General features: G+C 58.4%; 29 protein-coding genes. 16 read left to right on the plus strand and 13 right to left on the minus strand.

The genetic code is table 11. The features are described 5' to 3' along the window. Positions 1–89: 89 nt before the first annotated feature. The gene (locus GOW09_RS08935; RefSeq protein ID WP_117869713.1) at positions 90–320 is read right to left on the minus strand and encodes a Flp family type IVb pilin; all 231 of its coding nucleotides are present in this window, start codon (positions 318–320) and stop codon (positions 90–92) included. Positions 321–673: 353 nt separating this feature from the next. On the opposite strand from GOW09_RS08935, the gene GOW09_RS08940 reads away from it, so the two are divergent. Then, on the plus strand, positions 674–1,540 hold the full coding sequence (locus GOW09_RS08940) for a lytic transglycosylase domain-containing protein (RefSeq protein WP_171117518.1): 867 nt from the start codon (positions 674–676) through the stop codon (positions 1,538–1,540). Between the two features lie 36 nt (positions 1,541–1,576). Here the strand turns inward: GOW09_RS08940 and GOW09_RS08945 are convergent, their stop codons facing one another. Both GOW09_RS08945 and GOW09_RS08950 read right to left on the minus strand, forming a co-directional pair. Further along, entirely contained in the window at positions 1,577–2,203 is a 627-nt protein-coding gene (locus GOW09_RS08945; protein WP_152457252.1) for a CoA transferase subunit B, read from the minus strand. Beyond that, positions 2,203–2,907 carry a CoA transferase subunit A gene (locus GOW09_RS08950; RefSeq protein ID WP_171117520.1) on the minus strand — a complete coding sequence of 235 codons (705 nt, stop codon included), beginning with the start codon at positions 2,905–2,907 and terminating at the stop codon, positions 2,203–2,205. The genes GOW09_RS08945 and GOW09_RS08950 overlap by 1 nt, the downstream gene beginning before the upstream one ends. Here GOW09_RS08950 and GOW09_RS22315 point away from each other — a divergent pair. Together GOW09_RS22315 and GOW09_RS08955 are read left to right on the plus strand one after the other, a co-directional pair. Beyond that, on the plus strand, positions 2,906–3,058 hold the full coding sequence (locus tag GOW09_RS22315) for a hypothetical protein (RefSeq protein WP_217360263.1): 153 nt from the start codon (positions 2,906–2,908) through the stop codon (positions 3,056–3,058). The two genes, GOW09_RS08950 and GOW09_RS22315, sit on opposite strands and share 2 nt — an antisense overlap. A gap of 12 nt (positions 3,059–3,070) precedes the next feature. Continuing rightward, positions 3,071–3,454 carry a hypothetical protein gene (locus tag GOW09_RS08955; protein ID WP_171117522.1) on the plus strand — a complete coding sequence of 128 codons (384 nt, stop codon included), beginning with the start codon at positions 3,071–3,073 and terminating at the stop codon, positions 3,452–3,454. A 64-nt stretch (positions 3,455–3,518) separates the two neighbouring features. Here the strand turns inward: GOW09_RS08955 and topA are convergent, their stop codons facing one another. From topA to tldD, 3 genes are all read right to left on the minus strand, one after another. Beyond that, a complete protein-coding gene (gene topA / locus GOW09_RS08960) occupies positions 3,519–6,146 on the minus strand; it encodes a type I DNA topoisomerase (RefSeq protein WP_171117524.1) in 2,628 nt (875 codons plus the stop codon). A gap of 167 nt (positions 6,147–6,313) precedes the next feature. After that, positions 6,314–7,438, minus strand: coding sequence for a DNA-processing protein DprA (gene dprA, locus GOW09_RS08965; protein ID WP_171117526.1), 1,125 nt, complete (start codon positions 7,436–7,438; stop codon positions 6,314–6,316). A 237-nt stretch (positions 7,439–7,675) separates the two neighbouring features. Next, positions 7,676–9,097, minus strand: a complete 1,422-nt coding sequence (gene tldD / locus GOW09_RS08970; RefSeq protein ID WP_171117528.1) for a metalloprotease TldD — start codon at positions 9,095–9,097, stop codon at positions 7,676–7,678. 176 nt (positions 9,098–9,273) lie between these two features. On the opposite strand from tldD, the gene coxB reads away from it, so the two are divergent. The 11 genes from coxB (at position 9,274) to GOW09_RS09025 (ending at position 19,233) form a co-directional block, all read left to right on the plus strand. After that, complete coding sequence (coxB, locus tag GOW09_RS08975; protein ID WP_152457258.1) at positions 9,274–10,185, plus strand: cytochrome c oxidase subunit II; 912 nt, start codon at positions 9,274–9,276, stop codon at positions 10,183–10,185. Positions 10,186–10,273: 88 nt separating this feature from the next. Next, entirely contained in the window at positions 10,274–11,224 is a 951-nt protein-coding gene (gene cyoE / locus GOW09_RS08980; protein ID WP_152457259.1) for a heme o synthase, read from the plus strand. Further along, positions 11,221–11,382: a hypothetical protein gene (locus tag GOW09_RS08985; protein ID WP_162896804.1), complete on the plus strand. Its 162-nt coding sequence runs from the start codon at positions 11,221–11,223 to the stop codon at positions 11,380–11,382. Before cyoE ends, GOW09_RS08985 begins: the two co-directional genes overlap by 4 nt. Continuing rightward, positions 11,382–11,957, plus strand: coding sequence for a cytochrome c oxidase assembly protein (locus GOW09_RS08990; protein ID WP_152457260.1), 576 nt, complete (start codon positions 11,382–11,384; stop codon positions 11,955–11,957). Before GOW09_RS08985 ends, GOW09_RS08990 begins: the two co-directional genes overlap by 1 nt. Positions 11,958–11,979: 22 nt before the next feature. After that, positions 11,980–12,795: a cytochrome c oxidase subunit 3 gene (locus GOW09_RS08995; protein WP_152457261.1), complete on the plus strand. Its 816-nt coding sequence runs from the start codon at positions 11,980–11,982 to the stop codon at positions 12,793–12,795. A 157-nt stretch (positions 12,796–12,952) separates the two neighbouring features. Beyond that, entirely contained in the window at positions 12,953–13,630 is a 678-nt protein-coding gene (locus GOW09_RS09000) for an SURF1 family protein (protein WP_171117530.1), read from the plus strand. Further along, positions 13,627–15,015: a threonine synthase gene (gene thrC, locus GOW09_RS09005; protein WP_171117532.1), complete on the plus strand. Its 1,389-nt coding sequence runs from the start codon at positions 13,627–13,629 to the stop codon at positions 15,013–15,015. Before GOW09_RS09000 ends, thrC begins: the two co-directional genes overlap by 4 nt. Further along, positions 15,012–16,274 carry a pitrilysin family protein gene (locus GOW09_RS09010; protein WP_171117534.1) on the plus strand — a complete coding sequence of 421 codons (1,263 nt, stop codon included), beginning with the start codon at positions 15,012–15,014 and terminating at the stop codon, positions 16,272–16,274. The genes thrC and GOW09_RS09010 overlap by 4 nt, the downstream gene beginning before the upstream one ends. Further along, positions 16,274–16,858: a GNAT family N-acetyltransferase gene (locus tag GOW09_RS09015; RefSeq protein ID WP_171117536.1), complete on the plus strand. Its 585-nt coding sequence runs from the start codon at positions 16,274–16,276 to the stop codon at positions 16,856–16,858. Before GOW09_RS09010 ends, GOW09_RS09015 begins: the two co-directional genes overlap by 1 nt. Positions 16,859–16,960: 102 nt before the next feature. Next, positions 16,961–17,779 carry an MBL fold metallo-hydrolase gene (locus GOW09_RS09020; protein ID WP_171117538.1) on the plus strand — a complete coding sequence of 273 codons (819 nt, stop codon included), beginning with the start codon at positions 16,961–16,963 and terminating at the stop codon, positions 17,777–17,779. A gap of 38 nt (positions 17,780–17,817) precedes the next feature. Continuing rightward, the gene (locus tag GOW09_RS09025) at positions 17,818–19,233 is read left to right on the plus strand and encodes an FAD-binding oxidoreductase (protein WP_171117540.1); all 1,416 of its coding nucleotides are present in this window, start codon (positions 17,818–17,820) and stop codon (positions 19,231–19,233) included. A 36-nt stretch (positions 19,234–19,269) separates the two neighbouring features. Here GOW09_RS09025 and GOW09_RS09030 read toward each other — a convergent pair whose 3' ends face one another. Both GOW09_RS09030 and GOW09_RS09035 read right to left on the minus strand, forming a co-directional pair. After that, positions 19,270–19,752 (minus strand): fasciclin domain-containing protein, encoded by a 483-nt coding sequence (locus GOW09_RS09030; protein ID WP_117869700.1) that lies wholly within the window; start codon positions 19,750–19,752, stop codon positions 19,270–19,272. 170 nt (positions 19,753–19,922) lie between these two features. Next, on the minus strand, positions 19,923–20,462 hold the full coding sequence (locus GOW09_RS09035) for an adenine phosphoribosyltransferase (protein ID WP_152457268.1): 540 nt from the start codon (positions 20,460–20,462) through the stop codon (positions 19,923–19,925). Positions 20,463–20,899: 437 nt separating this feature from the next. Between GOW09_RS09035 and GOW09_RS09040 the strand changes: the two genes are divergently transcribed. Next, positions 20,900–21,073, plus strand: a complete 174-nt coding sequence (locus tag GOW09_RS09040; RefSeq protein ID WP_171117543.1) for a hypothetical protein — start codon at positions 20,900–20,902, stop codon at positions 21,071–21,073. Positions 21,074–21,080: 7 nt separating this feature from the next. Here GOW09_RS09040 and GOW09_RS09045 read toward each other — a convergent pair whose 3' ends face one another. The 3 genes from GOW09_RS09045 to GOW09_RS09055 form a co-directional block, all read right to left on the minus strand. After that, complete coding sequence (locus GOW09_RS09045) at positions 21,081–21,710, minus strand: LysE family translocator (protein WP_171117545.1); 630 nt, start codon at positions 21,708–21,710, stop codon at positions 21,081–21,083. Between the two features lie 303 nt (positions 21,711–22,013). Continuing rightward, positions 22,014–22,886: an S-methyl-5'-thioadenosine phosphorylase gene (locus GOW09_RS09050; protein WP_171117547.1), complete on the minus strand. Its 873-nt coding sequence runs from the start codon at positions 22,884–22,886 to the stop codon at positions 22,014–22,016. Between the two features lie 66 nt (positions 22,887–22,952). Next, entirely contained in the window at positions 22,953–23,513 is a 561-nt protein-coding gene (locus GOW09_RS09055) for a hypothetical protein (RefSeq protein WP_171117549.1), read from the minus strand. A gap of 166 nt (positions 23,514–23,679) precedes the next feature. Here GOW09_RS09055 and GOW09_RS09060 point away from each other — a divergent pair, with 166 nt between their 5' ends. Next, entirely contained in the window at positions 23,680–25,314 is a 1,635-nt protein-coding gene (locus tag GOW09_RS09060; protein ID WP_171117551.1) for a SulP family inorganic anion transporter, read from the plus strand. A 31-nt stretch (positions 25,315–25,345) separates the two neighbouring features. On the opposite strand, the gene GOW09_RS09065 is transcribed toward GOW09_RS09060, so the two are convergent. Next, complete coding sequence (locus GOW09_RS09065; RefSeq protein WP_171117554.1) at positions 25,346–25,984, minus strand: CatB-related O-acetyltransferase; 639 nt, start codon at positions 25,982–25,984, stop codon at positions 25,346–25,348. After that, positions 25,984–26,589, minus strand: coding sequence for a flavin reductase family protein (locus GOW09_RS09070; protein WP_171117557.1), 606 nt, complete (start codon positions 26,587–26,589; stop codon positions 25,984–25,986). Before GOW09_RS09070 ends, GOW09_RS09065 begins: the two co-directional genes overlap by 1 nt. Between the last annotated feature and the right edge of the window lie 11 nt (positions 26,590–26,600).

Genomic DNA, 26,600 nt, shown 5'->3' on the forward strand with positions numbered 1-26,600 from the left:
CTCCAGCGAACTTGGGATGGAGCAGTTTCAGATCATAAAAAAGGCCGCGCCCGATGAGCACGGCCTTGGAAATTCTCTAGATCAGCAACTTAGTTGCTTTTGCCTTCGCCGGTGATACCACCTGTCGCGGTGTTGCTGCCGGTGCTCAGCGATGCGGCGTTCAGCGCTTCGTTTACGCCGGTTGCGAGGCCAGTGGCGCCAGCCGAGATCTGCTGATAAGCAACGGCGGCCAGGCCGATGACTGCTGCGGTCAGAACAACCCAGTCAACTGTTACTGCGCCGTCTTCGTCTTTGCGGAAGTTCTTGATGAACTTGATCATGTTACGTCCCTCCTAAAGGATCAAAAAGAGTTTAACAAACCTAGGCGTCTTTCAGAGCTTTCTCTCTCAGTCCGCTCATGTCCGTCTCGGTATGGGACTATGTTTGACCGTTGGGCGTGGCAGGAATTGGGCCAAACACAGATTTTTTTTCGCACGGCTTAACTTTTTGGTTATATTTTTTATAACATCATGAAAATAAAAGATAAAAAAATCACAACGGTTGAAGCAAAGGCTCTATAGCGATGCAAAATTGCGCCAAATGAGGCGAAACTGCCCCATTTCGCTTTGTTTTTCTGGCCTTGCGGGAAGATTCGGGGTTCAAATCGCCTAAAAAGAAAACATGAGGCAGGCAAATGAACCTCCGGAACGCACTTCAATGCGCCGGTGTGCTGGCGTTTCTGATATCGGGCACCGCATCTGTAAATGCGACCGAGACAGAGCCGCGCGGCGTATACAAGCGCGTCAAAGCCCCAAAACCCGGTGAACGTCCGCGTGTGACCGTGCAGATCACTCCGGAAGAACACGCAGCTAACCCTTCAGCGCCCAGCACGGGCACTGAACTGGTAGTCCCGGAAATCATCGCGCGTACCAAAGTCGCCCCGCTGCCAGCGCCGGGTGCGGAAGTCAAACGAGATCCCAAAGGATCGTACAAGGCTTTCTGGAGCCGGATTTCACCGCACATTGATGAACGCGGGGCCGGGCGGCTTGACGCAGCGATCAACGCCCTGGCCGCAACCAACGTGAGATCACCGCGACTACAATCGCTGCAAGATATCGCAAAGGAACGCGGGATCGATATCCTCCGTTCCACTGTGGGAACTAATGTTTCACCTGCGCTGGTGCTTGCGGTCATCTCGGTGGAATCGGCCGGACGTGCAGACGCGGTCAGTTCCGCAGGCGCACAGGGGCTCATGCAATTGATGCCCGCGACAGCGGCCAGATTCGGAGTAAAGGACAGCCTAAAGCCCTCTGAGAACATTGCGGGCGGTGTGAAATACCTCAACTGGCTGATGGAAGAGTTCGGGAATGATCCAATACTTGTATTGGCTGGATACAACGCGGGAGAGGGGGCCGTACGCAAACACAGTGGCGTGCCACCCTATGCTGAAACTCGGGACTACGTGCCAAAAGTCCTCGCTGCGTTTCAGATCGCGCGGGCTTTGTGCGCAACGCCGCCAGACCTGATTTCTGATGGCTGTGTTTTTCAGACTTCCAACTAAAAAGGCCCGCGCGATCTGGCGGGCCTTTGCAATTGATCAGGAAACGATTGTCGCTTCCGTCGCGGCGCGCAGCTCGTCTTCGCTGACACCTTCCGCCAGTTCGACGATTTTCAGACCGCCTTCGACCACATCCAGCACACCCAGATTGGTGATGATGCGATCCACGACGCCCTTTCCAGTCAATGGCAGGGTGCATTCCTTCAGCACTTTGCTGTCGCCGTGTTTGTTGGTGTGGTCCATCACCACGATGACCCGTCCGACCCCGGCCACCAGGTCCATCGCGCCGCCCATGCCTTTCACCAGCTTGCCGGGGATCATCCAGTTGGCCAGATCGCCTTTCTCATCGACCTCCATCGCGCCCAGGATCGCCGCCGCGATCTTGCCGCCGCGGATCATGGCAAACGACGTGGCGCTGTCGAAATAGGCCGTGCGGGACAACTCGGTGATCGTCTGCTTGCCCGCATTGATCAGGTCCGGGTCTTCTTCGCCCTCAAAGGGGAAGGGGCCCATGCCCAGCATGCCGTTTTCCGATTGCAGCGTGATGTCCTTGTCACCCACATAGTTTGCCACCAGCGTCGGGATGCCGATGCCGAGGTTCACATACATGCCGTCTTCCAGTTCCTCTGCCGCGCGTGCGGCCATCTGATTGCGGTCCCAGGGCATTATGCTTCCTCCTTCTTGCGGGTGGTGCGCTGTTCAATGCGCTTTTCGTGTTCGCCCTGAACGATGCGATGCACATAGATACCGGGCAGGTGGATGCAGTCGGGATCCAGCGAACCGCGCGGTACGATCTCTTCCACTTCGGCCACGCAGATCTTGCCGCAGGTCGCGGCAGGAACGTTGAAATTGCGGGCGGTCTTGCGGAAAACCAGATTGCCGGTGTCGTCGGCCTTCCAGGCTTTGACGATGGCCAGATCGGCAAAAATGCCTTCTTCCAGAATGTAGGTCTCGCCGTTGAAGTCCTTGTGCTCTTTCCCTTCGGCGATCACGGTGCCGACGCCGGTCTTGGTGTAAAAACCGGGAATGCCCGCCCCACCGGCGCGCATCCGTTCGGCCAATGTTCCTTGGGGATTGAATTCCAGTTCCAGCTCACCACTCAGATATTGGCGCATGAACTCGGCGTTTTCACCGACATACGAGCTGATCATCTTTTTGACCTGCTTGGTCTGCAACAGGATGCCGATGCCGAAATCGTCCACACCTGCATTGTTCGACGCAAAGGTCAGGTCTTTGACGCCCGATTCCCTGATGGCCTCAAGCAACAATTCCGGAATGCCGCACAGGCCAAACCCGCCAGCGGCGATCAGCATGCCATCCGACAGCAGCCCATCGAGCGCCTCGGTGGCATTGGCATAGACTTTCTTCATGGAAAACTCCCCCAATGACATGGTGATGGGCTGGTTGTGCCGTCGCGTCACGGGGAAGTCAATGAAACCGGAGGCGGGGTCGTATTTCTACCAATGGAAAGAGCTGTTGCAATTGATCAGGCGGCTCAACATGTCCGCCGCACCATTATAGGAGGTTGATAACATGAAGCGAATCTGTGCCGAAGCAACCGCTGGTGCTGCGCTTTTGGCTATGTCAGCCTATAAGCCTGAGCAGGCGGCGGTACTTCAGCTCGATGATAACAAGATCAAAGCTGTTGGTGCCGGATACTCTGAGAAGTCTTCATTTGAATCTGCAATTTCAACCGCCAATGAACGGTGTGCGCAGCAGGACAAAGAGGCCTTCGTTCTGGCCAGCGATACCGGCTGTCAGGGGGTGGACAAGAATACAGCCCTGATCGTCTATGTCCTGACCGCTGCTGCCCAGAAATCAGGCCGCGTCCGGTTACTCTCCAAGCTCAAGCGGTTCAGAAGACCGGCAGACGACGCTCAAAGTGCGGTGCGACCCTCAGCCCAGGTCATTCGCTGACAGCCCCCCGCAATGTCGAAAAGGCGATTGCAAGGGGCTTTTTCAACCCCGACCACCTGTCAGCCTAGGTTGTTGCTTTCTTGGTGGTTGCTTTCTTTTTGGGCGCGGCCTTTTTCTTGGTGCCTTTTTTGGCAGCGCGCTCGTTGACAAGCTCGATGGCCATTTCCTGCGTCACGTCCTCGGGTTTGATGTCCTTGGGGATCGTCGCGTTGACCTTTTCCCATTTCACGTAGGGCCCATAGCGCCCGTCCAGAACCTGCATCGCGCCGCCATCCGGATGCTCACCCAACTCTTTCAGAGGCTTCGCCGCGGCCCGCCGTCCCCGACCGGGGTTTGCCCGTTTTTCGGCCAGCAACTCAACGGCGCGGTTCATGCCGATCTCGAACACGTCATTGGGGTCTTTGAGGTTGGCATAGACCGGCTTTGCCTCCTCCGGCAGCTGATGCATCAGGTAAGGACCGAACCGCCCGAAATTCGCGCTGATCATGCCGCCTTCGGGGTGTTCGCCGATCTGACGGGGCAGGGACAGAAGCGTCAGAGCCTTTTCCAGGTCCATGTCATCCTTGCTCCACCCGCGCGGAAGGGATGCGCGCGGGGGCTTTTTGTTCTCGGGCGTGGGTTCGCCCCGCTGAACGTAAGGACCGAACCGGCCGGATTTCAGCCAGATCTCATCCCCGGCATCTTCGCCCAGCAGCCTTTCGTCACCTTCCGCGCCTTCACCGGCAATCGGGCGCGTATAGGTACATTCCGGATAGTTTCCGCATCCGACGAACCCACCGGTCCGCGAGGTCTTCAGGTGCAACTGACCGGTACCGCATTTCGGGCAGATACGTGGATCGGACCCATCCTCGCGCGGCGGGTAGAGCTGCGGAGCCAGAGCTTCGTCGAGCCTGTCCAGCACTTCGGAAATCCGCAGTTCGGACGTCTCGCCAATCGCGGCTGAAAAATCACGCCAAAACTTGCCCAGCAGGTCCTTGTAGTCGCGTTCCCCGGCGCTGACGTCATCCAGTTCTTTTTCCAGATTGGCGGTGAACTCATAGCCAACGTACTGCCGGAAGAAATTCAGCAAGAAGATCGTAACGATCCGCCCCTTTTCCTCGGGGATCAGCCGGTTCTTGTCCTTGCGGACATATTCCCGGTCCTGGATCGTCGTTACGATCGAGGCATAAGTTGATGGGCGCCCGATCCCCAGCTCTTCCATCCTTTTGACCAGTGTCGCTTCGGTATAGCGCGGGGGCGGTTGGGTGTGGTGTTGAAGGGCCAGAACGGATTCGTTCTCGGACAGGATTGCTTCTTTCGCGATCTTGTCGCCGCTGTCGCTGGTCGCCTTGGCAAACTGATCCTTCAGAGAGGTTTTGGCAAAACGGGCCGGATCGCCCTGCGCGATCTGTGGCAGACGCTTTTCATCCTCGTCCGAAACGTCATCCCGGCCTTCTTCGTATACCCGCATGAACCCATCGAACATGACCACCTGGCCGGTGGCGCGAAGGCCGACCTGACCGTCGTCGCTGCCGATCTCGACGGTGGTGCGCTCCAGACGCGCGGCAGCCATCTGACAGGCGATGGTGCGTTTCCAGATCAGATCATAAAGCTTGCGCTGATCTTCATCCGTGACCTTCAGCGCCTTGGCATCGCGCGACATATCCGTCGGGCGGATACACTCGTGAGCTTCCTGAGCGTTCTTGGCCTTGTTCTTATACATGCGCGGGCTGTCCGGTACATATTCAGCACCGTAGCGATCTGCGATTGTTTCGCGCGTGGCTGCCACGGCCTCAGGCGCCATGTCGATGCCGTCGGTCCGCATATAGGTAATGTACCCGGCCTCATAAAGCCGCTGCGCCACCTGCATTGCGTGGCGCGCGCCCATGCCGAACTTGCGGCTGGCTTCCTGTTGCAGGGTCGATGTCATGAACGGCGCGCTGGGGTTGCGGGCGGCGGGTTTGGCCTCGACCGAAGTCACGCTCAGCGCGCGGCTGGTGATGGCCTGAACCGCAAGCTCGGCCTGCGTCGCATTGGCCAGATCGTGCTTGTCCAGCTTCTTGCCGGCCAGCGTGACCAGACGCGCCTCATAGGTCTGCCCACGCGGTGTCTCGAACAGCGCCCGAACCGACCAGTATTCCACCGGCTTGAATGCCTCGATTTCCATTTCGCGTTCGACGATCAGGCGCAGACAGACGGATTGCACGCGACCTGCCGATTTCGCACCTGGCAGTTTGCGCCACAAAACCGGAGACAGGTTGAAACCCACCAGATAATCCAGCGCGCGGCGGGCCAGATAGGCCTCGACCAACGGCATATCGACCTGACGCGGGTTCTGCATCGCCTCGGTCACGGCGTCCTTGGTGATGGCGTTGAAGGTGACGCGGCTGACGGGCGTATCCTTCTTGATCGAACGGCGTTTGGTCAACGCCTCTTGCAGGTGCCAGCTGATCGCCTCGCCCTCGCGGTCGGGGTCGGTGGCGAGGATCAGCGCATTGTCTTCTTTCAACGCGTCGGCAATGGCCTTGACATGCTTGCGGCTGTCGTTGCCGACCTCCCATTTCATCGAGAAGTCATGTTCAGGATCGACCGATCCATCCTTTGGCGGCAGGTCCCGCACATGGCCGTAAGAGGCCAGAACTGTGTAGTCGGGGCCCAGGTATTTATTGATTGTTTTTGCTTTGGCCGGAGATTCTACAACAACTACGGGCATTTAAGGGGAAACCTCGCTCGACGAATTTGGCGCCTTCTATGGTGGTGCAAAATGTGTGGGGCAAGCGGGAATTGTCAATGCGTTCCTTTCGTGGATGGAAAAGCGCCGTGATTTCAGTGCGCTACCACTGATCTTAACAAAGTGGGCACGCCGTAAGGAGGGTTCGATCAACTTGCCAGCGACAGCAGACCTCCGGGCTGACGTTGGATTCGCCCATCAAGTTCAAGGTCGATCAGCGCCGGTCCAAGCTCACCGGCCGAGGCCGCGATATCCCGCAGCAATTGATCCTCGGCGATGGGTGAGGGGCCAAGCCGCGCGATGATTTGCTCGTGCAGGTTTCTTGCAGGACGCGCAATTGGTTCCGAGCGCGGTTCGATTGGTCGAGAAAACAGGTCGTCCTGCCGCGGCAAGGCTTCAACAACGTCTTCAGCGGATCGGACAAGTGTGGCGCCATCACGAATCAACAGATTGCAGCCGGCGGCCCGCGCATCGAACGGATGGCCCGGAACGGCCAGAACCTCGCGCCCCTGATCCAGTGCGTCCCGTGCTGTGATCAGACTGCCGGACTTGGCGGCAGCCTCGACGACGACAACCGCCTGCGCAAGCCCCGAAATGATCCGATTTCGGCGTGGAAAGTGCCGGGCCTGGGGTGTCACGCCCATCGGTTGTTCCGAAATCCGCAAGCCGCGGGACGCGATGTCATGGGCCAGTTCCGTGTTTTCGGCCGGATAGATCACATCAACGCCACCGGCCATGACTGCCACCGTGCCGGTTTCCAGCGCGGCCATATGCGCGGCTGTATCGATGCCACGCGCCAAGCCCGAGACGATAACGTGCCCTTTGCTGCCCAGTTCGGTGGCCAGGCCACGTGCCATCCGCGCGCCGAGCGAGGAACAGTTTCGCGCGCCGACCATCGCAATTGCTGGTTTTTGCAGCAGCGAAACGTCTCCGATCGCCCAAAGCAGCGGCGGGGCTTCGTTCAGTTCAGCCAGGGCCGCGGGGAATTCAGCGGACCCAAGGCACAAAAGCCGCGCATTAGCGGCTTTTGCGGCCCTGAGTTCCGCCTCGATCACGCCGGGGGGGCAGGTTTCATACCCTTTTATACCGGCGGCGCGTGCCATTTCAGGCAGCGCGGCCAGCGCGTTCTGCGCTGAGCCATGTTCGCGAAGCAGCCGACGAAATGTCACCGGACCGACCTTGCGAGAACGCAACAGACGAAGCCACGAGAACCGGTCCTCTTCCGTGGTGGGTGGGAGTGGGGGGTGATTGGAAGAAAGCTGCTCTTCGGTCATCCGTTGCTCCGCCTTGTTGCAGAACTGGTTTACGGGACAGGCAGTTAACAGCTTGTGAATCGTTGAAAATTAGAAGTGATTTTTTGCAATTCTGTCGGGGGAAAGCATATAACATATTGATAATAAGTAAAATAAATAATGCTCAATCAGAAAGGGCGCTTTGGTCACCTAAGGCGATCTTCGGAAAAAAGAGACGCTGGGTTAACCCTGCGCCTCTTGGACTGCGCCGCGTCCGACTCAGGCGGCCGAACCGCCGACAGTCAGCCCGTCCATAAGGACGGTCGGCTGGCCAACACCTACCGGCACCCATTGTCCGTCCTTGCCACAAGTACCCATGCCGGGGTCCAGCGCCATATCGTTGCCCAGCCCTCGGATACGTTTCAAGGCCGATGGCCCGTCACCAATCAACGTGGCGCCCTTGACCGGCGCGCCGATTTTGCCGTTTTCGACACGATACGCCTCGGTGCACGAGAAAACGAACTTGCCATTGGTGATGTCCACCTGACCGCCGCCGAATCCAACCGCCCAGATACCGTCCTTGATATCGGCTACCAGGGCCCGCGGGTCGGCTTCGCCACCCAGCATGATCGTGTTGGTCATGCGCGGCATGGGTTTGTGCGCATAGCTCTGCCGCCGCCCGTTGCCCGTAGGAGCAACCCCCATCAGCCGCGCATTCTGGCGGTCCTGCATGTAGCCGGTCAGCACGCCATCTTCGATCAGCACCGTGCGCGCGCTGGGCGTGCCCTCATCATCCACGGTGATCGAACCGCGACGATCAGCAATCGTGCCGTCATCCACCACGGTCACACCTTTTGAAGCAATCTGCTGCCCCATCAACCCGGCAAAGGCCGAGCTGCCCTTGCGGTTGAAGTCGCCTTCCAGGCCGTGGCCGATGGCCTCGTGCAGCAGGATGCCGGGCCAGCCGGGGCCAAGCGCAACTTCCATGACACCGGCCGGCGCAGGAACTGCGTCCAGGTTGACCAGTGCGATACGCAGGGCTTCGCGGGCCTTGGCCTGCCAGTCGGCGGGGTCGATCAACCCGCTCAGGCCAACCCGGCCACCACCACCGGCGGATCCGCTTTCGCGGCGTCCGTTCTGTTCGACAATGACCGACACGTTCACGCGGGTCATGGGGCGCACATCGCGAACCATCACACCGTCAGGGCGCAGAATCTCGATTTCTTGCACGGCTGCCGCGATCGTGGCGCTGACCTGAACCACACGCGGGTCCAGATCGCGGGCGAAGGCGTCGATCTCACGCAATGTCTCGATCTTGACCGGGAACGCGGCAGAATCAATCGGGTCTTCGTCCGTGTAGAGGCGCGTATTGGTGGAGCGCGGAGCATCCGCCAAGACCCCGCCGCCATCCCCGACAGCCAGTCTTGCCGTTTCCGCCGCCCGTTTCAGGGCAGGAATCGAAACGTCTGTGGAATGCGCATATCCAGCCACTTCACCTTGTACGGCACGCAGCCCGAACCCTTCCGACGCATCGTAAGACGCGGTGCGCAGACGGCCGTCATCGAACACGAGAGACTCGGATTTTCGCCGCTCGACAAACAGCTCTCCGTCCTCGGCACCGTCCGTGGCCGAGCGCAAAATGGCAAGTGCTTCATCGTGCGGTAGAGCGCTTTCAAACGGGCGAAACGGGGCGTCGGACATGGGTTGGGACCTTTCGGGTTTGATCCAGATCAAAAATAGCGTCTGTTTGACGCAAGCATTTTGCTTTATCTACCCGACGGAATATGGTTTTTAACGCGGCCAAAGACAACGGGAGAGGTGCGACCGATTCACACCTTTTCGCCAGGGACGCAAAGATCAAACGATCAGGACAGAACATGAAGAATGCTTTGATGCTTTCAGGGTTTATGACAGCCCTCTCCAGCCTTCCAGCCATGGCTCAGGAGCTTGAGATTATTGGCAAACCGGTTGACGGCGGTATGGGCTTTCAGCCGGCAGCCACCAGCCTTGCCACAGGAATTCAGCGTCTGGACGGCATGATTCTGGTGATCATCACCGTTATCTGCCTGCTGGTTGCCGGCCTGCTGGTTTATTGCATCGTGCGTTACAACGAACGCGTTAACCCGAAACCGGCACGTTTTTCGCACTACACCCCGGTTGAGATTGCATGGACCCTTGGCCCCATCCTGATTCTGGTCTTCATCGGTGCGTTTTCGCTGCCGGTTCTGTTCAAACAGCAGGAGATCCCGGAAGGCGACATCACCATCAAAGTCGTGGGCAACCAGTGGTATTGGACCTATGAATATGTTGATCACGATTTTGCCTTCGACAGCTACCTGCTGGGCCATCCGGCCACTCTGGACGAGGGCGCGCGCCCGGCTGACGCCGACGTGACCCCGTTTGTGCTGGACGATGCCATGCGCGCGAAGCTGGCAGATGCGGGTTACAGCGATGACGAATGGCTGCTGGCCACGGACACTGCCGTTGTTGTTCCGGTTGGCAAGGTTATCGTGATGCAGGTTACCGCATCTGATGTGATTCACTCCTGGACCATCCCATCCTTCGGCGTAAAGCAGGATGGCGTGCCCGGGCGTCTGGCGGAACTGTGGTTCGAGGCCGAGAAGGAAGGCATCTACTTCGGTCAGTGTTCGGAACTCTGCGGCAAAGACCACGCCTATATGCCAATCACCGTGAAAGTCGTCAGCCAGGAAGCGTATGACCAGTGGCTGCAAGGCGCGATCGAAGAATATGCCGGTTTGCCGCAAAGCTATCAGGTTGCATCGAACTGAGCACACTGAGGGCGGGTTGAAGCCCGCCTGACACGAAATGCAGGCTGTGCGGGCTGACCGCGCAGCTTTCGCCCCAAAAGGACCCGAGATGACCGACGCAAGCATCAATGCCAGCACAGCGACCGCCCACGCGGACGAGGCCAGCTTTGGCGATTACTTCGCCTTGCTGAAGCCGCGCGTGATGTCTCTGGTCGTGTTCACGGCTCTGGTCGGTCTGCTGGCGGCCCCGGTTCCGGTCCATCCCTTTGTCGGGTTCTGCGCCATTCTGTTCATCGCCATCGGCGGCGGCGCATCGGGTGCGCTGAACATGTGGTGGGATGCGGATATCGACAAGGTGATGAAACGCACCAAAGGTCGACCGATCCCCTCCGGCAAGGTGGAAGAGGGTGAGGCGATGGCCATCGGCCTGACCCTGTCGGGCCTGTCGGTGATCATGCTGGGCCTTGCGACCAATTGGTTCGCGGGTGCGTTTCTGGGCTTCACAATTTTTTTCTATGTTGTTGTCTACACGATGTGGCTGAAGCGCTCGACGCCGCAGAACATCGTGATCGGTGGTGCGGCGGGCGCTTTCCCTCCGGTGATCGGCTGGGTGGCCGCAACAGGGTCCATGGCGGTTGAACCGTGGCTGATGTTCGCCCTGACCTTCATGTGGACACCGCCGCATTTCTGGGCACTCGCGCTGTTCATGCGCTCGGACTATGATGACGCGGGCGTGCCTATGCTGACCGTCACGCATGGTCGCCGTGCGACGCGTGTACACATTCTCGTCTATACGGCCCTGCTGGCGATACTGGCGGTGGGAACCGCGTTCTCTGGCATCGGTGGTCCCATCTATCTGACCGTGGCTTTGGTGTTGAACGCGTTGTTCCTGCGCGGCGCCTGGCAAATTTCACGTCGGACCGAGGATGACTCGGAGGCCGATAATTTCAAGGTCGAACGCAGCTTTTTCAAGCTTTCGCTGCTCTACCTCTTCCTGCATTTCGGCGCTATTCTGGCCGAAGCCTTGCTGAAACCCTATGGTTTGGGAGGATGGTCATGAGCCTGCGCAAAAGCCATGAACTGCATCAGCGTCGGTTCAGCCGCAATTTGGGCGTCGGCCTGACGCTGGCTGCCTTTATCGTGATCATTTTCGGCCTGACGATCGTCAAGGTCTCGGGTACTGACTTCAACATGGCCACACAGGAGGTCCAGAACTGATGGCTTTGTCTGGTCCACAGAAAACGGTCGCTCAAACCGTGGGTGTGGTTGTCCTGATGGGTAGCCTGGCCTGGGCGGCGGTACCATTCTACGACTGGTTCTGCCGCGTGACCGGATTTGGCGGTACAACCGGTGTGGCCGAAGCCGCCCCCGAAGACATTCTGGACCGCACGGTCACCGTACGGTTTGATGCGTCCAAGGCCAAAAACATGGCCTGGGAATTCAAACCGGTCGTTCGCGAGATGGAAGTGCGCATCGGCGAGACCGGACTGGCTTTCTATGAGGCCTACAACCCAACGGATCGTCCAATAGCGGGTCAGGCCTCATACAATGTGGCACCCTATTCGGCGGGCGGGTATTTTCAAAAAATTGCCTGTTTCTGCTTTGAAGAGCAGGTGCTGCAACCCGGCGAGCGGGTAGAGATGCCGGTGACCTTCTTCGTCGATCCTGAAATGGTCGAAGATCTTGAAGCAAAGTATGTTCATACGATCACGCTGTCGTATACATTCTACGAAATTGACCTGCCAGAGGGCTATGCCGCCCTTGAAGCGCAGGCAGAAACAAACACGAACTAACGCCTGTAGGTGAGGGACGCTGATGGCACACGCTAAAAACCATGATTATCACATTCTGGCCCCGTCGATCTGGCCTCTGATCGGAGCTGTCGGCGGCTTTGTGATGTTGTTCGGAGCCGTCCTTTGGATGCACGGATTGACCCCGTGGATGTTCTGGGCCGGTCTGGTCGCAGTTCTTTACACCATGTTCGCTTGGTGGTCCGAAGTTGTTGTCGAAAGCCGCCAGGGGGATCACACCCCTGTGGTTCGCATCGGTCTGCGGTACGGTTTCATCCTGTTCGTCATGTCCGAGGTGATGTTCTTCTTTGCCTGGTTCTGGTCGTTCTTCAAACATCGCATGTACCCGATGTACGACTATGCCGGCACCGAATACATCCAGCCGGACATCCACGCGGTTGACCCGTTCCACCTGCCGCTGATCAACACGCTGGTTCTGCTGCTGTCGGGCTGTGCTATCACCTGGGCCCACCACGCGCTGGTGCATGACAACGACCGCAAAGCGCTGATCAACGGTCTGGCCATCGGTATCGTTCTGGGCATTGCCTTTACCGGTTTGCAGGCGTTCGAATACTATGAGCTGCTGGCCCATGAAGGCTGGAAATTTGGCGATGATCAGTTCTATTCGAACTTCTTCATGGCGACCGGTTTCCATGGTTTCCACGTCATCATCGGCACCATCTTTCTGTCGGTCTGCCTGATCCGGGCCCTCAAAGGCGACTTCACACCGGAAAAGCATGTCGGGTTCGAAGCGGCGGCTTGGTACTGGCATTTCGTTGACGTTGTCTGGCTGTTCCTGTTTTTTGCAGTCTACATCTGGGGCCAGGCCCCGCTGATGTAAGCCAGATCAGTTGATCAAATTGCAAAAGCCGCCCTTGAGGGGCGGCTTTTTCTCTGTTCCGGGCGCAAGATTGCGCCCCATACAATTGCGTGGTTGCAATTTGGCCCACACGCCCCTTAACAAGACGCCGGTTCCTGAAACGAGGTTCGACCCTGCCATGCGCCGCATTCTGTTCCTGCTGATCTTCGGCCTCGCCGGTTTGGGCGTTCTGCTGTCGCTGGGTACCTGGCAGATGCAGCGTCTGGCCTGGAAACAGGAGCTGTTGGCAGAGATTGAAAGTCGCATTTCAGCCGACCCTATCGCCTTGCCCCGGCAGGTTTCAGAGGACACCGACAAATACCTTCCGATAACGGTTTCGGGTGAGATGGAACCAAGCGAAATCCATGTTCTTGTTTCGGTCAAACAGGTCGGGGCAGGGTATCGCATCATCCAATCGTTCAACACCGAGGACCGCACAATTCTGGTCGATCGGGGGTTTGTGCCGACAACTGCAAAACAGGCGTCGCGTCTGACCGGTCCGATGGAGATCACCGGCAACCTGCACTGGCCGGATGAGGTCGACAGCTATACGCCCGAGCCCGATATTGACGACAACATCTGGTTTGCCCGGGACGTGCCCAATCTGGCCGCCGCGCTGGGGGCCGAACCGGTGTTGCTGATTGCACGGTCTCAGACCGACCCGAACGTGACGCCTTTGCCGGTGGATACGGCGGGGATTCCAAACGATCACCTGCAATATGCAATCACCTGGTTTGGCTTGGCTCTGGTTTGGGCTGTGATGACCGGTTATTTCCTGTGGCGCAATCGCGCCCCTTCTGAGAGTGAAGAGCAATGAAATACATCTCGACCCGTGGCCAAGCGCCAGAACTGACCTTTGAAGAGGCGATGCTGACCGGATTGGCCCGCGATGGGGGGCTTTATCTGCCCGCCGAGATCCCTGTGATGAGCCATGACGAGATCGCGGCGCTTGCTGGTCTGCCCTATGAAGACATCGCGTTCCGTGTGATGTGGCCCTATGTCAGCGGCTCCTTTGCCGAGGATGAGTTCAAGCAGATCATCGCGCGTGCCTACGAGGGTTTTGGTCATGACGCCCGCGCGCCGCTGAAGCAGCTGAACGAGAATCACTTCTTGCTGGAGCTCTTCCACGGCCCCACGCTGGCCTTCAAAGACTTTGCCATGCAGTTGATCGGCCAGCTGTTCCAGGTGGCCCTGAAACGGCGCAATGACCGCGTGACCATCGTGGGCGCGACCAGCGGCGACACCGGTTCTGCCGCGATTGAGGCGTTCCGGGGGCTGGATGCCGTGGATGTGTTCATCCTGTTCCCGCATGGCCGCGTGTCCGAGGTGCAGCGTCGCCAGATGACGACGCCTGCGGACAGCAACGTTCATGCTCTGGCCGTGGACGGCGATTTCGATGATTGTCAGGCCGCGCTGAAAGATATGTTCAACGATTTCGACTTCCGCGACGGGGTCAAGCTGGCGGGTGTGAACTCGATCAACTTCGCCCGGGTGCTGGCGCAGATCGTTTATTATTTCTCGGCCGCCGTCAGCCTCGGCGCGCCGCACCGCAAGGTCAGTTTCACCGTGCCGACCGGCAATTTCGGCGACATCTTCGCAGGCTATCTGGCCAAGCGCATGGGCTTGCCCATCGACCGTCTGGTCGTTGCAACCAACCAGAATGACATCCTGCACCGCTGTCTGTCGGGTGAGGGGTATTTCAAGGGCGACACCATCCCCTCGATCAGCCCGTCGATGGACATTCAGGTCAGCTCGAACTTTGAGCGGGCGTTGTATTACGCCTATGGCGAGGACGGCGGTGCCGTGGCGCAGTTGATGGATGAGCTCAAGTCCGGCGGCTTCAATGTCAGCCAGGGCGCGATGGAAGCGCTGCGCGAGAGTTTCGACTCGGGCCGAGTGTCCGAGGAGGAAACGCTGGCGACGATCCGGCATACGCTTGCCCACAGCGCGGAACTGGTCTGCCCGCACACTGCGGTCGGGATCAAGGTCGGCGAAGACCACCGTGCCACCGATACCCCGATGATCACCTTGGCCACTGCGCATCCCGCCAAGTTCCCCGCCGCAGTCGAGAAGGCGAGCGACGTGCATCCACCTCTTCCATCCCGCATGTCTGATCTGTATGAACGTCCGGAACGGGTGACCCGCATCGCCAATGATCTGGGTGCCCTTGAGGATCATATAAAAAGGCACATCGCTGAGTGACTGTCAGACAAGACCAACTGAAGAACGGGTTTCGTATCGTCAGTGAACATATGCCGGGGCTGCAATCTGCGGCCATCGGCATCTGGGTAACCGCCGGTGGGCGGCATGAGCGGATCGAACAGAACGGAATTGCGCATTTCCTTGAACATATGGCGTTCAAGGGAACAGAGCGCCGTTCGGCGCTGCAAATCGCCGAGGCGATCGAGGATGTGGGCGGGTATATCAACGCCTATACCTCGCGCGAGGTAACGGCCTATTACGCGCGCGTTCTAAAGGACGACGTGGCGCTGGCGATGGATGTGATCGGCGATATCGTCCTGAACCCGGTTTTCGACCCGCGCGAGATCGAGGTCGAACGCGGCGTGATCCTTCAGGAGATCGGCCAGGCCTATGACACGCCCGACGATGTGATCTTTGACTGGTTGCAGGAGCAGAGCTATCACGACCAGCCTTTGGGCCGAACCATTCTGGGACCATCCGAACGGGTCAGTGCGTTTTCACGAGAAGACCTCTCTGGCTTCGTAGCAGAGCATTATGGCCCCGATCAGATGATCCTGTCCGCTGCCGGTGCCGTGGATCACGATCAGCTGATGAAAATGGCCGAAGAGATGTTCGGTCATCTGCAACCACGCAACGGGCTTATCGCCGACCCTGCGCGCTTTACCGGTGGTGAAGCACGGCAGGAGAAAAAGCTGGAGCAGGCCCATTTTGCACTTGCGCTGGAAAGCCCGGGCTATCGCGACGATGCGATCTATACGGCGCAGATCTATTCCACCGCTTTGGGGGGTGGCATGTCTTCGCGGTTGTTCCAGGAGGTGCGCGAGTCGCGCGGGCTGTGCTATACGATCTTTGCCCAGACCGGTGCCTATGCCGATACCGGTACGACGACGATCTACGCCGGTACCTCGGCAGATCAGGTGGCAGAGCTTGCCACTATCACCATCGACGAAATGAAGCGCGCAGCAGAGGACATGACCACGGAAGAGGTTGCCCGTGCCCGTGCGCAGATGAAAGCCGGGATGTTGATGGGGCTGGAAAGCCCGTCAAACCGGGCCGAACGCTTGGCGCGGCTGGTTCAGATCTGGGGGCGGGTCCCGTCTCTGGAAGATACGGTGGCCCGGATTGATGCGGTCAGCACCGAAGATGTGCGCGTATTTGCCGAGCAGATGGCCGTCAACGCACCTGCCGCTTTGGCGCTGTACGGGCCGGTTTCGGGGGCGCCGACATTGGCCGAGCTACAGGAGAGGCGGGCGGCGTGATGCTGTTGGGCAGACGCAAGCTGAAACTCGAGACTGCGCGGCTCAGCCTGCGCCCGCCAGTACATTCCGACTTCAACGATTGGGCCGCGTTGCGGCGGGCCTCGAAAGACTATCTGACACCTTGGGAACCGATCTGGGCCAAGGACCACCTGAGCCGCAAATCCTTTACCAACCGTGTGTATTGGGCACAACGTTCGGTAGCGGCCGGGACGGCAATCCCGCTTTTTCTGTTTCGCCGCGAGGATGACGTGTTGGTTGGGGCCATCACGCTGGACAACATTCGGCGCGGTCCCGCGCAGGCGGGCACATTGGGGTATTGGACCGGTCAGGCTTTTGCCCGACAAGGGTATATGCGTGAAGCCATCGGCGCGATGGTTCACCATGCCTTTACCCGTTTGGACCTGAGCCGGATCGAAGCCGCCTGCCTGCCGGAAAACCGGGCGTCGCGCGGATTGCTGGAAAGTTCGGCCTTCAAATACGAGGGCGTGGCGCAGTCGTATTTGCAAATCAACGGGCGGTGGCGGACGCATGTTCTGTATGCCAGCCTGCGGTCCGACCGGCGCGGAAGAACCGACGCGGGATAGGGGGCGCTGCCCCCGTCGCGGCAAGCCGCGCCTCCCCCGGGATATTTGGGGCCAGATGAACAAGGGGCATGACTTGTCGTCGTTCTGCGCTACACTCGGAGTATGCGCTGGTTGATTGCGGCATTGATGGTGATTTCGGGCGGGGCCGCTGCGCAGGAGCGTCGGCCAAGTCACTGTGTCGCCATTGCCGATGCGGCACCCGGAATCGAGTATCTGCACAGGGCGGCCTGGCAGGATCCGGTGCCGGAATTCTCGGTGCGGATAAGCTATATCGCGCATGCCTCTTTCATGATCCAGACCCGCGGCGGGCTGAATGCGGTGACCGATTTTACCGGATTTATCGGCAGCGCAAACCTCATCCCTGACGTGGTGACGATGAACCATGCCCACGGCACGCATTGGACGGCGCATCCCGACCCGGCCATTCCGCATGTTCTTCCGGGGTGGGGAGAGTTTGGGAAAGGTATCGAGCATCATCTGGATCTGGGTGAGATGCTGGTGCGCAATGTCTCGACCGACATACGATCTGTTTATGGTGGGGTCGAAGAACGCGGCAATTCGATTTTTGTGTTCGAGGTTGAGGGGTTGTGCATAGGTCATCTGGGACATTTGCATCATGTCCCTTCGGATGAGCAGTTTGCCGCGCTCGGGCGGTTGGATGTTGTCATGGCCGCCGTTGATGGCGGGACCACCATGCCTCTGCCCGATATGATTGCGGTTCTGAAACGGCTGAAGAGTTCTGTCATCATTCCGATGCACTGGTTCTCGCAGTTCTCGCTGGATCGGTTCCTGGTGAATATCAGGGATACATTTCCGGTTGAGCGCGACGGGGTTTCGGAGATCACCGTGTCGTTGCGGAACCTTCCGGACCGCCCCACGGTTGTGGTGCTTGAGCCGCGCTATCTGATTGATCTTGAATAAGGCTTGCGGCAACCGCATCGCTTGGGCATTGGAGGCGTATGAGTTTGAACCCCGCTGATGACCGTTTTGCCGCGCTGCTCCGTTCGAAACTGGGCGACGGTGTGCTGCGCCCCGTAGAAGAACGGTATTTGGAAGAACCGCGCGGACGTTTTTCGGGACGGGTCGGCCTGCTGGCCTTGCCGCGTAACACCGAAGAGGTGGCGCTGCTGGTCAGGTTGGCAGCGCAGGCACAGGTTCCGATCGTTCCATATGGCGGCGGCACTGGCCTGGTCGGCGGGCAGGTGATGTCGGCGGGGCCCGCGCCGTTGGTGATTTCGTTGGAACGGATGACCGCCATCCGGTCTGTCTTTCCAACCGAGAACGTTCTGGTCGCCGAAGCCGGGGCCGTTCTTCAAGATGTTCAGACCGCAGCCGAGGCGGTAGACCGTTTGTTTCCTTTGTCATTGGCGGCGCAGGGATCCTGCCGGATCGGGGGCAACTTGTCGACCAACGCAGGGGGCGTCAACGTTTTGCGGTATGGCAACGCGCGCGACCTGTGCCTGGGGCTTGAGGCGGTGCTGCCCAATGGTGAGATCTGGCACGGCCTCAGCCGGCTGCGAAAGGACAACACCGGCTATGACCTGCGCAACCTGCTGATCGGGGCCGAGGGGACGCTGGGGATCATCACTGCCGCATCGCTCAAGCTGTTCCCACGACCTGCCGGTGTAGGGACGGCGGTGTTTCATGTGGCTTCTCCTGAAGCGGCGATCGACCTGCTGGCTTTGGCGCGGGACAAGGTGGGTGAGGCCGTCAGTACGTTTGAGCTGATCCACCGGCAGGGGCTAGATTTCCTGACCGAGGTTCTGCCGGATGTCCGTCAACCGTTCGCCTCGCCCCCGGAGTGGAGCGTGCTGATCGAGCTGGGTCTGGCTGACGGGCATTCACCATTTGCCGCATTGGAGGGACTCTTTGTTCGCGCTGAAGAGCTTGGTCAGGTTCAGGACGGAGTAATCGCCCAAAGTGAAGCGCAGCGGGCCGATTTGTGGGCGGTGCGTGAACGCATTCCCGAAGCCAATCGTTTGATCGGGTCAGTGTCGAGCCATGATATCTCGATCCCGATTTCTAGAATCCCCGATTTCATTTGCGAAGGCAGAAAATTGATTGCAGGCCTGGGGCCCTTCCGGATCAATTGCTTTGGCCATCTTGGTGACGGCAATCTGCATTACAACGTGTTCCCGCCCAAAGGGCGGCACCGATCGGAATTTGATGATCAAAGAGGCGCGATCAAGCAGGCCGTCCATGATCTGGTTTACGCCTTCGACGGATCAGTCAGTGCCGAACATGGGGTCGGGCGCCTCAAGACCAACGATTTGGAACGCTATGGCGATCCAGCCAAGCTGGGCGCGATGCGGGCTATCAAACTGGCATTGGACCCGCAGGGCATCATGAATCCCGGCGCGGTACTGAAAGGGTGAACACGGCCCGAGCGTCGGACCGTGCCCGGTTGTTTCTTACGATGCAGGCAGGATCACCTTGTCGATCACATGGATCACGCCGTTCTTGGTTTCGATGTCGGCCTGAACCACGTTGGCGTCATTCACCATCACACCCGAATCCAGATCGATCGTGATATCGCCGCCTTGTACGGTTGCAGCCGTCATGTCATCGCTCAGATCACCTGACATCACTTTGCCCGGCACGACGTGGTAGGTCAGAATGGCCACCAGCTGATCCTTGTTTTCGGGCTTCAGCAAGTTTTCGACGGTGCCTTCGGGCAAAGCCGCGAACGCGTCATCGGTGGGGGCAAATACGGTGAACGGGCCTTCGCCTTTGAGTGTGTCCACCAGTTCGGCGGCCTGAACTGCCGCGACGAGTGTTTCAAAGCTGCCAGCGGCGACGGCTGTGTCGACAATGTCCTTGCCGTGACCATCGGCGAATGCAGCAGTGCTGAACAGGATCGAGGCGACACCGGCGGCGGCGAATTTGCGGAACATGAGCTTAACTCCCTAGGTTGAAATGCTTCAAGCAGCATCACCCGGGGTACGGGGCAACCTGACCACAAGATCACTTGTATTGATCCGTTTTGCGCCTTGATCGGCGCAAAAACCGCGCTAAGCCCGCCCGGTTTTCAGTTTCCAGTCACGTTTTTGTGAAAAACTCCTGGTCAGAGTCCTTCGAATTCGCACAGGACATGCACGTCCATGCCCATCTCCTCCAACACTTTGCTGCCGCCAAGTTCGGGCAGGTCAATGATGAAGGCGCACGAGACGATTTCGCCCCCAAGCCGTTCGATCAGCTTAATACCCGCCGCGGCAGTTCCGCCCGTGGCCAGCAGATCGTCAACCACCAGAATTTTTTCACCGGGTTGGATGGCATCGTCATGAATCTCGACGATCGCCTCTCCGTATTCCAACTTGTAGTCCTGACTGATTGTCGTGCCGGGCAGTTTGCCCTTCTTGCGGATCGGGACAAAACCGACGCTCAACTGATGTGCAATCGCACCGCCCAGAATAAAGCCGCGTGCTTCGAGCCCGACCACTTTGTCGATCCGCTCACCGGCATAGGGGTGCAACATCTGGTCAATCGCCATCCGAAACCCGCGGGGGTCGGCAAACAGGGTTGTCACATCCCGAAACATGATCCCTTCATGGGGGAAATCGACGATGGTTCGGATGTAATCTTTGACAGATTTGTTTCTGGACATGGACCAACCTTTTAGCGTCAAACACAGGTATTGTGTTTGGCCCAAGAGGGTTGGCCATGCAAGGAACAATTCCAAGGCCGGATCAGCAGCGGATTTGGGTTGCAGCGTTGAGCAGGCCAAAAAACCGAGGCAACCATGCGCTGGCCAAGATAAATCTCCGACCCATTTTTTAGCTTGCTGCCACCTGTTCCAAACAGCCCCCGCGCTCGGATTTCCGGGCGTGCAACGAGCAATCTGTTTGGTTTGCAATTCGACGTACCCGGGTCACAGGCGCGGTCGGCCTCAATTGCGAGGAATTGGCTCAAGAACGGCCCGAAAGTGGCAAGGTTCATTGTCAATTTCCTGTCCTTGCCGTTAAGTGCCCGATAACGGCAAAAACTATGCTATGGATTACACGGCATCGACAGATAGAGCATAACTTCGTTGGGAAAATACACGTGGCCAGGAATGAAGGCAAAGGATCGACCAAGAAAAACAGTCAGTTGGTCTTACGCCTCGACAGGGATGAACGTGACTCGTTTGTCGAGCTTTGCAAGGAACTGGACACGTCGGCTGCGCGCGAAATCCGCAGATTTATCCGTGGATTCATGAAAGAGCACGCCGAGGACTGATGCGGTGTCAGGCCGGTCGGCGTAGGACCGCCGTGGCCATACCCATGCCGATCAAGGTCAACCCGCCAAAACGCGTCATAGCAGTGATCACGCTGGCGCGACCGATCAGCCGACGCAACCTGTCCGCCAAAAGCGCGTAGGCCAACGCATTCAACCAGGCCAGCCCGACGAATGTGGCAATCAGGATGACGAACTGAGGTCCAAGTGGTTCAGCAGGGCGTATGAACTGCGGCACAAAGGCAACGAAGAAGGCGATGGATTTCGGGTTCAGGGCAGTGACGGCGGCTGCGTGGCCGAATACGCTGCGCGCGGTGACATCCCGCCCGGTGTCGACTGTGCTCAATCCACCGGCTGGTGCGCTGCGCAACAGTTTGACCCCAAGCCAGACCAGATAGGCTGCGCCGACCCATTTCAGCACGGAAAACAGGGTTGCCGATGCAAGAACAAGCGCGCCTAGTCCCAACAAAGATGCAGTCATGGCCACAAGATCGCCCACCGCAACACCTGTGGCGGACGCGACGGCGACACTGCGCCCCTTGGACAGGGCATAGCTGAGAACCAGCAACACCGTCGGGCCCGGGATCAGCAGCAATGCCGTGGAAGCAGCCACAAAGGCCAGCCAGACTTCAAAAGGCATGATGCGGTTCCTTTACTCAACTCAGTTCATACAGATTTTCTGTCATACTACGAATTGGATTCAAGTCGACAATGCCGGACTCAATATCCCTGTTCGAGGCGACAAAACAGGCCAAAAAACGCAAAAAGCATTACGCTCGAAACCCAAGAAGTTCTAGAAAGCGCTTTCTTCAGTAAACACTTAACGAAAAATGCCAAGGAACGCTCCGTTCTGAAGAACTGGCAAAACAATAAACCTTACTAGTACCCAGTGCTAGGCCGGGCTTCGGCGCGATCCCCAGCCAGCAGTAGAAAAACCGGGCGTTTACATCACTCGCCCGGCCACCGCATCCAGCTTGGCCAAAAGCGCCGGATCGCGGTTTTCGGGGGCCGTAAGGATCGCGTATTCCAGCGCCCGGTCGCAGCCATGCGGGCAGGGTGCTCGTTCGGCCCCCAGAAGGGATGGCAGGCCCTTGACTAGTGTACGGCCCTTGTCGGCATTGCCGGTCAGGGTGGCGATGATCGTGGACACGTCCACCTCGCCATGGTCCGGGTGCCAGCTGTCATAGTCGGTGACCATCGCGATCGACGCGTAACACAGCTCGGCCTCGCGGGCGAGTTTCGCCTCGGGCATGTTGGTCATGCCGATCACGTCACAGCCCCATTGCTCGCGATACATCCTGGATTCCGCAAGGCTGGAAAACTGGGGGCCCTCCATCGCCAGATAGGTGCCGCCCCGGTGGATGGTGATGCCGGCGGCCTTACCTGCCGTCTCGCATGCGTCCGACAGGCGTGGGCAGGTGGGATGGGCAACGCTGACATGGGCAACGCAGCCCGTTCCGAAAAAGCTCTTGTCCCGTGCAAAAGTGCGATCGATGAACTGATCGACAATCACGAAGTCACCCGGAGCCATATGTTCGCGGAACGATCCGCAGGCCGAAACCGAGATCACGTCCGTCACGCCCAACCGTTTCAGCGCATCGATATTGGCGCGATAAGGTACATCGGTGGGTGAATGCACATGACCGCGCCCATGACGTGGCAGAAAGGCCATATCGACACCGTCAAGCGCCCCTGTCAGGATCTGGTCTGACGGCGTTCCCCAAGGGGTCTCAACCTCTACCCATTCCGGGTTTTCCAGCCCATCGATGTCATAGATGCCCGATCCGCCGATGACGGCTATCCTGGTTTGGGTCACTGTCCTGCTCCGCCTGAATAACTGATGTTGAATTTGTGCGGGTTCAGCCCGGATTTGACAAGAGGCCTATTCCCGTAACGTCAACAGGTTGCGCTGCTGCGATTGCACGGTGAAATCATCCCAGGCCGCGCCAAACATGCCCAGAGACCAGGTCAGATCCTGTGATTGTCCGTGCCGGTCTCGGAACACGAAGCGGAACGCATCGCCGGTTAGCATGGCATCCAAAAGCGCCTTGGCGCGTTGGTCTTCGAAGGTACAGCCAAGCCCGGTCAGGCATCCGGGGCGCCGCGTGCGCCATATGGCTTCTTCGCCGTTGTCGATGCGAAATCCGGATGGGTTGAAGAAAGTGCCCGGCTCGATCCCGAATTCAACTTTGAAACCTTCAGGTTCGGGCGTAATGAAAACGAACTGTGCCGCAAATTTTGGCCGAAAGGAAAACACTTCTGCCCGTCGGATGTAGCACCGCTGCCGCAGGGCACCGTCTTCTTCGCGCTCGTCACAGATCGAATTCCAGATGCCGAAAATCTCGTGATGCGTTACCCGCCAGTTGCCGGCCGTGTCATTGCCATCCAAATCCTGTGCAAGGACGGGAAGGGCCGGGAACAGTAAGAAGAGGATCCAACGCATGGCCTCACATGTTGTGGCTTCATCATGGTTCTGCAAATCAACTTGCCGCGAGCGTCACGTATGCGTCACGCGCATGGCTGCATCCCGTTTTATGCAGTAGCTCAATGCCGGCGCGCCAGCTACAACGACGCCTTCGCGCGAACATATAATCCTATAGGACTGTCTGATGCCCCGAGCCTTGCTGGCAAGCTTTGCCAATCGCCTCGCCATTCCCGATCTGCGCTGGGTTCCAGATGAAGGGCTGACCTTCTCACGCCTGCGGATCGAGCTGCTGTCCGGCCTGACGGTTGCCCTTGCACTGGTGCCCGAGGCGGTGGCCTTTGCCTTTGTGGCGGGCGTGCACCCGCTGGTCGGTCTTTATGCGGCGTTTTTGGTCGGTTTGATCACCGCACTGATCGGTGGACGACCGGGCATGATCTCGGGTGCGACCGGCGCGCTTGCGGTTGTCATGGTGGCACTGGTGGCCGAACATGGGGTTGAATACCTGTTCGCGACCGTTGTTCTTATGGGAATCCTTCAGGTCATCGCCGGGGCGATGCATTGGGGGCGCTTCATCCGTTTGGTGCCGCATCCTGTCATGCTGGGCTTTGTGAACGGTCTGGCCATCGTGATCTTTCTTGCCCAGATGGGACAGTTCAAAGTGCCCGGAACCATGGAAAATACCGGTCATGGCATGAGCGGCGGCGAATGGCTGTCCGGGATGCAGCTTTACACCATGCTGGGACTTGTCGGGCTGACAATGGCAGTGATCTGGGTCATGCCCCGGATTACACGCATTATTCCTGCGCCGCTGGCCGGTATTCTGGTTGTCGCGGCAATCGTGATCGGCTTTGGCCTTGATGTGCCGCGCGTCGGCGATCTGGCATCGATCGAAGGCGGCCTGCCTTCCTTCCATATTCCAATGGTTCCTTTGAATTGGGAAACCTTTGAGATCATCCTGCCATATGCAGTCATTCTGGCCGCTATCGGCCTGATCGAATCCCTGCTGACCCTGAACCTCGTGGGTGAGATCACGGGCAAGCGTGGTGGGGCGTCTCAGGAATGCATCGCGCAGGGCGCGTCGAATATCGTGACCGGATTTTTCGGCGGCATGGGCGGTTGCGCGATGATCGGGCAGTCGATGATCAACGTGAAATCCGGCGGGCGTACTCGTATTGCCGGAATTGCAGCAGCGCTTTTCCTGCTGGTCTTCATCCTGTTCGCATCACCCCTGATCGAACAAATCCCGCTGGCCGCGCTGGTTGGCGTGATGTTCATGGTTGTGATCGGCACCTTTGCGTGGAACTCGTTCAAAATTCTGCGTAAAGTGCCAATGACCGATGCCTTCGTCATCGTTCTGGTCACCGTCGTAACGGTGATGGAGGACTTGGCCGTTGCCGTTGTGGTCGGCGTCATCGTCTCGGCGCTGGCCTATGCCTGGAACAATGCCAAGCGCATTCATGCGGTCACGCGTGACTCCGAGACCGAGAAAGGCGCGAAAGTCTATGAAATTCAGGGGCCACTGTTCTTTGGGTCCTCTGACGGCTTTGTCGAACTGTTCGACGTCCCGAACGACCCCGAAACCGTCATCATCGACTTCGCCGAAAGCCGCGTGGTGGATCAGTCCGCCCTGCAAGCCATCGAGAACATCGCCGCAAAATACGAGGCGGCAGGTAAACGGGTCATGCTGCGTCACCTGAGCCGTGACTGTCACAAACTGCTGAAAAAAGCGGGACACCTCATGGTCGACAGTGATGATGATCCGGATTACGAACTGGCGGTGGACTACTCTGTCCGCACCGGCATTCTGGGCGGGCACTGACTTTGAAAGGCGGCTGAACAAGCCGCCTTTTTCAAAGGGCCAGACGCTCCAGGGTTTCGATATCTCCCCTCAGCAGGACGCTTTCGGCTTCGGTGATCAATTCGGCTGGCCAATCCCACCACTTCAAAGCAAGCAACCGCTCGATCTTGTCGGCGTCAAAACGATACCGCCTTATCTCGGCAGGATTGCCGGTGACAACCGAAAAAGGCGGGATTGTCCCGCGAACAACTGAACCCGCACCAATTATCGCTCCGTCACCGATACTGGCTCCTGGCATGATCAGCGCGCCATAGCCGATCCAGACATCGTTGCCGACTTGGGTGTCCCGGACGTCTGGCTGATATTCCAGCATCCGTTCCGGATCGAAAACCGGAAAGGGAAAACAAGTTATCCCATCCGTTGCGTGATTTGCCGAGGCTGTCACAAAGCGGACGCCATGGGCAATTTGGCAAAACTTTCCCAAAACCAGCTTTTCGCGCGAGAACTCGAAAAGGTAAGGCGCCAAACGATTGGCCCAATCCTCGGGCGCGTCAAAATCTGACGCATAGGTGTAATCGCCCACCTGAATTCTGGGGTGGTTGATCACCTGTGACAGAAAGGCTGTTCCTCTGTGTTCCGTACCATCTGGCAGAGTGACAGGATATCGGCGCGCGGCGTCAGGCAGAGGCATCAGTCATCCGGTCTCGAAAGGCTGAACAACTCGGAAACGACAGAGTAATCGCGATACCCGAGCCGCGCCAAAGGTTGGAACGAGGTCACGTCAAACTTGCCGTCCCGAATGTGATCGTCGTGCAGGTGCACACCCGTCACCTCGCCAAACACCACCCGATTGGCTTCACCGGGCAGCGTGACGATCTGGGTCAGCTTGCATTCCAACGCAGCTGGGACCCCTTCGATCCGTGCGCAGGGTATGGTTTCGCATTCTATGGGTAAAAGCCCGGCATGCGAAAACTCATCAACTTCTTTCGGCAACCCGGCCGAACTTGCATTCATTGCGTCCCGATGCGCATGGGCCACGACATTTACGCAAAACACGCCCGTGGCCTCGATATTGGCGATGCTGTCCTTGCCAGCGTTCTGATCCTGTTTGGTGCCGGTCGAGGCAAACATGACCTGCGGTGGCGTATAGGCGACGCCGTTGAAGAAGGAATAAGGCGCCAGATTGTTGATCCCATCCGCGTCCCGAGTCGAAATCCAGCCAATCGGGCGCGGCGTGATGATGGCGTTGAACGGGTTGTGCGGCAATCCGTGGCCGTCTTCGGGGCGATAGAACATCTGAACTCCAA

Origin of the sequence: Ruegeria sp. HKCCA5463 (assembly GCF_013034175.1) — a bacterium.
Lineage (GTDB): Bacteria > Pseudomonadota > Alphaproteobacteria > Rhodobacterales > Rhodobacteraceae > Ruegeria.